Origin of the sequence: Nonomuraea aridisoli (assembly GCF_003236395.1) — a bacterium.
In the GTDB taxonomy this organism is placed as follows: domain Bacteria; phylum Actinomycetota; class Actinomycetes; order Streptosporangiales; family Streptosporangiaceae; genus Nonomuraea; species Nonomuraea aridisoli.
In genome coordinates, this window is sequence record NZ_POUD01000410.1 from 1 (window position 1) to 5,893 (window position 5,893).

6 protein-coding genes are annotated in these 5,893 nt (G+C 72.3%); 2 read left to right on the top strand and 4 right to left on the bottom strand.

What is annotated here, in order from left to right:
* The first annotated feature begins 393 nt into the window (after positions 1-393).
* Positions 394-1,026: an alpha/beta fold hydrolase gene (locus tag C1J01_RS45560; RefSeq protein ID WP_220040445.1), complete on the top strand. Its 633-nt coding sequence runs from the start codon at positions 394-396 to the stop codon at positions 1,024-1,026.
* A 128-nt stretch (positions 1,027-1,154) separates the two neighbouring features.
* Here the strand turns inward: C1J01_RS45560 and C1J01_RS50700 are convergent, their stop codons facing one another.
* From C1J01_RS50700 to C1J01_RS45570, 3 genes are read right to left on the bottom strand one after another with little or no spacing between them, the layout of a single operon-like run.
* Positions 1,155-1,535 carry a hypothetical protein gene (locus C1J01_RS50700; protein WP_181449327.1) on the bottom strand — a complete coding sequence of 127 codons (381 nt, stop codon included), beginning with the start codon at positions 1,533-1,535 and terminating at the stop codon, positions 1,155-1,157.
* A 47-nt stretch (positions 1,536-1,582) separates the two neighbouring features.
* On the bottom strand, positions 1,583-2,014 hold the full coding sequence (locus tag C1J01_RS45565) for a hypothetical protein (protein ID WP_111185231.1): 432 nt from the start codon (positions 2,012-2,014) through the stop codon (positions 1,583-1,585).
* A 32-nt stretch (positions 2,015-2,046) separates the two neighbouring features.
* Positions 2,047-3,063, bottom strand: a complete 1,017-nt coding sequence (locus C1J01_RS45570) for a leucine-rich repeat domain-containing protein (RefSeq protein ID WP_111185234.1) — start codon at positions 3,061-3,063, stop codon at positions 2,047-2,049.
* A 122-nt stretch (positions 3,064-3,185) separates the two neighbouring features.
* Here C1J01_RS45570 and C1J01_RS45575 point away from each other — a divergent pair, with 122 nt between their 5' ends.
* Complete coding sequence (locus C1J01_RS45575; RefSeq protein WP_111185232.1) at positions 3,186-3,788, top strand: Dps family protein; 603 nt, start codon at positions 3,186-3,188, stop codon at positions 3,786-3,788.
* Positions 3,789-3,793: 5 nt separating this feature from the next.
* Here the strand turns inward: C1J01_RS45575 and cutA are convergent.
* A partial coding sequence (gene cutA / locus C1J01_RS45580; RefSeq protein WP_111185233.1) for an aerobic carbon-monoxide dehydrogenase large subunit occupies positions 3,794-5,893 on the bottom strand: 2,100 nt, incomplete at its 5' end.

Here is a 5,893-nt window from a genome sequence, read left to right on the forward strand (position 1 = left end):
CCGCCGCACCCGCCACGAACTGGTGGTGAGGTCATCGACGGCCCCACCCCCGGGCGCCTGATCCACCGAAAGCCCCGAAAGCGGTTTCGGACTCGCCTTCGAGCGACGGGGATCGGCTTCAGGGCGGACGCGCGTTCCCGGTGGCGCCGTCAGCCGTGGGCGAGGGTGTCGGCCACCGTCGCGCAGGCGAGCCGGGCCACGGACCGCAGCTCGGCGATGCGGCCCAGGACGACCTCGAAGAAGGCCTCGACCGCGCGCACCGGATCATCGGGGTGCGCCGCGAGGGCCTGCTCGCACCGCGCGCCGTAGATCGCGGCGTAGCGGTCGAGGCACCGGCCGAACAGGGCGTCCTTGTTGCCGAACGTGCCGTAGAGAGACCCGCGGCCGAGACCGGTGGCCGAGCCGAGGGCATCGAGCGAGGCGCCGGCGTACCCGCTGCTCCTCCTCGCCGGCCGGCCCCAGACGTGGTACGCCCGGCGCCTCCTGATGCCCGCGCTGGCTCAGGACTTCCAGGTCGTCGCGGTCGACCCGCGCGGTGTCGGGCTGTCCGACAAACCCCGGGACGGCTACGACACCGGCACCCTCGCACGCGACCTGGTGGCGCTGATGGACGCGCTCGGCCACCGGCGCTTCGCCATGGTCGGTCACGACGTCGGGATGTGGACCGGCTATGCCCTCGCCGCGGATCACCCCGACCGGCTGGACCGCCTGGCCGTCGCCGAGGCCGCGATCCCGGGGCTCTCCCCCGCACCGCCTCTCCTCGGCGGCCGGGAGGCCAACGACCGCCTCTGGCACTTCGCCGTCAACCGCCTCACCGACGTCGACGAGCAACTGGTCAGCGGGCGCGAACATCTCTACTTCGGCCACCAGTTCGCCACGAAGGCCGCGAAAGCCCTGCCCGACTACCCCGCGCGCTCGACGCGACCATCGCCCAGAACCACGACCGCAGGGCTCGACGGCTGTCCCTTCCCGTCCTGGCGATCGGAGGCGCGGAGAACCCGGGCGCATCGGTCGGCGAGACGATGAAGCTCGCCGCCGACGACGTGGAGAGCGTCGTCCTGCCCGCGTGCGGCCACTACCCCGCCGAGGAGGCCCCGGAGGCGATGTTGCGGGCGCTGACCGCGTTCCTGGGCCGTACGGGGACTGGCCGGACCCTAGGGGCCTCCGTGGCGGCTCAGGCGCAGGTCGCCGCCGAGCCGCTCCTGGAGCAGGCCGAGGACGTCGCCGCGCGAGGTGACCGTCCAGAGGTGGCCCGCCAGGTGCGGGCTGCCCGGGGCGACGGCGTTCAGCCAGGCGTCCTGGCGGGAGCGACTGGTGAAGGTCACGACGTAGAACTCGCCGTCCGGGGTCTTGCAGTACGCCCTGCGGAGATCGCCGGCGTCGACCTGCATCCGAGGGGAGCAGCCGACCTTGGCGGAGAGCTGCTCCACGGTGGGCGGGGGTCCGTCCGGCGCGGTGGGGGCGCACCCGGAGGCGCCGGCGGCGGCCGTCCCGGCCAGCAGGACGAGCACCGCCAGACGTGGAAATGTCGTCATGCGCGAAGGTACGCACCCACGGTGCTCGCGGTTCAGCGACACGTTCGTCAGCCGGGGGCGGCGGCCGGCGTCGGGGAGACGCGGTGGTCGGTCAGATGCAGGTCGCCGTTGAGCGGCCCCTTCAGCGCCTCCAGCACCTCGAGCGGCCCGAGCACCGTCCAGCGCGGGCCGACCAGGTGCGGGTTGTACTCGGGCGCCTGGTCCATCCAGGCGTCCTTGAGCGCCTCGGTCTTGAACGTGTTGACGAAGAACTCGCCTGCGCCGGTCTTGCAGTAGGCCGTACGGACGTCTTCGGCCTCGACCTGCATCTTGGGCGCGCAGCCCACCTTGGCGGAGATCTGCTCGACCGTCATGGGGGCGGCACTGGCCTGCTGGTTCTCTCCCGCTGCGACGTAGTCGCCCCAGCCGTTCCCCGAGGAGCAGCCGGCGACCAGTCCGGCCAGCAGCGCGAAAGCGGCCAGACGTGGAAATGTCGTCATGTGCGGAGGTACGCAGCCCCACCGCGAGCGGTTCAGCGCAGGACGACGCAGCCCCGGGCCCGGAGCCGGTCGAGCACCTCGGGATCGCCGTCGAGCTTGTTCCAGCGCAGGTCGAGCTTCTCCAGCTCGGGCAGGCCGGCCAGGCTCTCGGGCAGCTCGCGCAGCCGGTTCTGGCGCAGGTCGAGGTGGGTGAGCCGGGGCGGCAGCGCGTCCGGCAGCGCGCGCAGCAGGTTGCCGCGCAGGTCGAGCACGCGCAGTTCGCCCAGCCCGGCGACGGAGGCGGGCAGCCGGGTGAGCCGGTTGCGCTGCAGGTGCAGCTCGCGCAGCCGGGCCAGGCCGCCGATCGACTCGGGCAGCTCCGCCAGCCGGTTGTCGTAGAGCCGCAGCTCGACCAGCCCGCTCATGGCGCCGAGCGCGGCGGGCAGGCGTTCGAGGCGGTTGTGGGTGAGGTTGAGGTACGCGAGCCGGCCCAGCCGCCCGAGGGCGTCCGGCATCCGCGTGAACCGGTTGTCGCTCAGGTAGAGGTAGTCGGTCAGCGGCAGGTCGCCGAGCTCCGGCGGGATGTCGGTGAGCCGGTTGTGGCCGAGGTCGAGCATGCGCAGCCGGGTGAGCCCGCCGACGGCGGCGGGGATCTCGGTGAGCGCGTTCTCGGCGAGGTTGAGCGATTCGAGCCCGGTCAGCTTCCACAGGGAGGCGGGCACCTCGCTCAGCCCGTTCGCGCCCGCCGCGAGGTGCCGCAGCCTCGCCGGGAGCCGGTCGGGCAGGGCGGCGACGCGGTTGCCGTACAGGAAGAGCGTCTCCAGGTACGGCGGGCAGCTCGGGAACGACGTCAGCGCGTTGCCGTCGAGGTGCAGCGCGCGCAGCGCGGTGAGCCCGGACAGGTCGGGCAGCGAGCTCAGCCGGTTGCCGTCGAGCCGCAGCTCCTCCAGCGCGGTGAGCCCGGCCACCCAGGCGGGCACCTCGGCCAGGTCGTTCCAGGCCAGGTCGACGAGCCGGGTGCCGGCGGGGACGTCGGGGAAGGCGGTCAGGCCGCCACCGGGGGCGCGCATGGCGACGATCATCGCACACGCCGACGGATTGACGCCCTTTTGTCCAGATTTAGGGCGCTAATTGGCGTGCCACCGGGGAGGTTTCAGAATGTTTCTGTTTCACCTGTCCCAAGGAGACGGGCGTGGCATTCAAACGTTCCACCAAGGCACCCCGGACCAAGGCCGGCAGCCAGCCGTGGCTGCACCTGAACGGCGTGGAGATCCAGGAGTTCGGCACCGTGCGGATGTTCCCGCTCGGTCTCTCACGGGACGCCCGGGAGTACTCCTGCCAGCGGCTCAACCAGATCCTGGCCGACACCCAGATCCTCTACAACCACTACAAGAAGCACCACTGGATGATGCGCGGCCCGACGTTCTACCAGCTCCACCTGCTGCTCGACAAGCACGCCGGCGAGCAGCTCGAGCTGATCGACATGCTGGCCGAGCGCGTCGCGACCCTCGGCGGCGTCGCGATCGGCGACCCGCGGCACGTGGCCGAGGTCACCGTGATCCCGCGTCCGCCGAACGGCGTCGAGGAGGTGCCGGCGATGCTCTCGCGACTGATCGAGTCGCACGAGACCATCCTCATCGCCGCCCACGACGCGGCCGCCCGCACGGCGGAGATGGGCGACGACGGCACCAACGACCTGCTGGTCTCCAGCGTCATCCGGACCAACGAGCTGCAGAGCTGGTTCCTGATCGAGCACCTGGTCGACACGCCGCTGGTCGAGCCGCACGACTCCTGACCCCGTCAGCGCCGTCCGGCCCGCAGGTGGAAGAGGTCGGACGGCGAGATGGGCATGCGGTCGATCGGGACGCCCTCGGCGTCCTCGACGGCCGAGGCGATGACCGCCGAGACGGGGATGACGCCGGCCTCGCCCGCCCCCTTGATGCCGAGGGGGTTGAGCGGCGACGGCGTCTCCAGGTGGGCGGTCTCGACGCGGGGCACCTCGGTGGCGTACGGCATGAGGAAGTCCATGAACGAGGCGTTGACGAGCTGGCCGTGCTGGTCGTAGACCATGCGCTCGTAGAGCGCGCCGCCGATGCCCTGCGCCACTCCGCCGTGGATCTGGCCCTCGACGATCATGGGGTTGATCAGCTTGCCGCAGTCGTGCACGACGGCGTACCGGACGACCCTGATCTCGGCGGTGTCGGGGTCGGTCTCGACGATCGCGGCGTGCATGCCGGCGGCGAACGTGGAGCGGATCGGCGAGTAGTAGTCGCGCCCCTCCAGCCCCGGCTCCTCGCCCTCGGCGACGGGCGGGCGGTCGGGCGCGGCCGTGGCGGAGAACTGCGTGGCGCGGGCCGCCTCCTCGTCGAAGGCGTAGCGCAGCGGGTTGGCCAGCACCGCCACCGTGGACAGCGGGATCGACGCCTGCGGCGCCCCGGCGACGTGCACCATGCCGTCGGCGATCTCCAGGTCGGCGGGGTCGGCCTCCAGCGCGTCGGCCGCGATGCGCAGCGCCTTCTCGCGGACCTTCCGGCAGGCCAGCGCGATGGCGTTGCCGCTGACGACGGCCGCGCGTGAGGCGAACGTGCCCACCGCGTAGCCGAACCGGCGGGTGTCGCCGGTGACGACGCTGACGCGCTCGATGGGCACGCCGAGCTCGGTCGCGGCGATCTGGGCGAACACGGTCTCGTGCCCCTGCCCCTGCGAGGTGAGCCCGGTGGAGACGTGCACCCGGCCGTCGGAGGTGACCTGCACGTGCCCGCCCTCGTACGGGCCCACGCCGGTGCCCTCGACGTAGCAGCCGATCCCGATGCCGCGGCCGGGCGCCCGCTCGAAGGAGTCCCAGCCGATGAGCTCCTTGAGCATGCGGAGCATCTCCGGGTAGTCGCCGCTGTCGTAGATCAGCGGCCGCCCGTCCTGGAACGTCATCCCCTGGTCGTACGGGAACTCCTCGGGCCGGATGAAGTTGGCCGCGCGCACCTCGGTGCGGTCCTTCCCGAGGTAGCGGGCGATCTTGTCCATGGTGCGCTCCATGCAGAACACGCCCTGCGGCCGCCCGGCCCCGCGATAGGGCGTGACCTGCACGGTGTTGGTGTAGACGGAGCTGAACTCCACCCGGTAGGCCCCCACCTTGTACGGCCCCAGCAGCTGCGTCGAGGTGACGATCGGCACGATGATCCCGTACGGCGTGTAGGCGCCGTGGTCGTGCAGGATCGTCACCTCCAGCCCCAGCAGCCGCCCGTCGTCGTCGAACCCGGCGCGCACGTACTGCACCTGGCCGCGCTCGTGGGCGGAGGAGATGAAGTGCTCCCGGCGGTCCTCGGCCCACTTGACCTCCTGGCCGAGCCTCATCGCGGCCCAGGGCACCAGGATCTCCTCCGGCCACGGGTGCACGATCTTGACGCCGAAGCCGCCGCCCACGTCGGGGGCGATCACCTCGACCTGCGGCAGCGGCAGGCCGAGCGCCGCCGCGACGGCCATGCGGACGCTGGTGGAGGTCTGGGTGCTGGAGTAGACGCGCAGGTCGCGGCCGTCCCAGCGGGCGTACACGCCGCGGCCCTCCAGCGGCATGCTGGCGCTGCGCTCGATGTCGAGCCGGAAGGCCAGCGTGTGCGGCGCGGTCTCGATGGCCTCCCTGGCGCCGCGCCCGTCGGCTCCCGGCACCTCCTGGACGAGGTGGGCGCCGATGTTGCCGGGCACGTCCTGGTGCACGAGGTTGGCCCCCTGGACGGCCTCCTCCAGGCCGACGACGGGCTTGAGCGGCTCGTACGCGACCTCGATGAGCGCGCAGGCGTCCTCGGCGGCGTACCGGTCGGCGGCGACGACCATGACGACCGGCTCGCCGACGTGCCGGACGACGTCGCGGGCGAGCGGGTGGGCGGTGCGGCCGTGGGTGAGGGC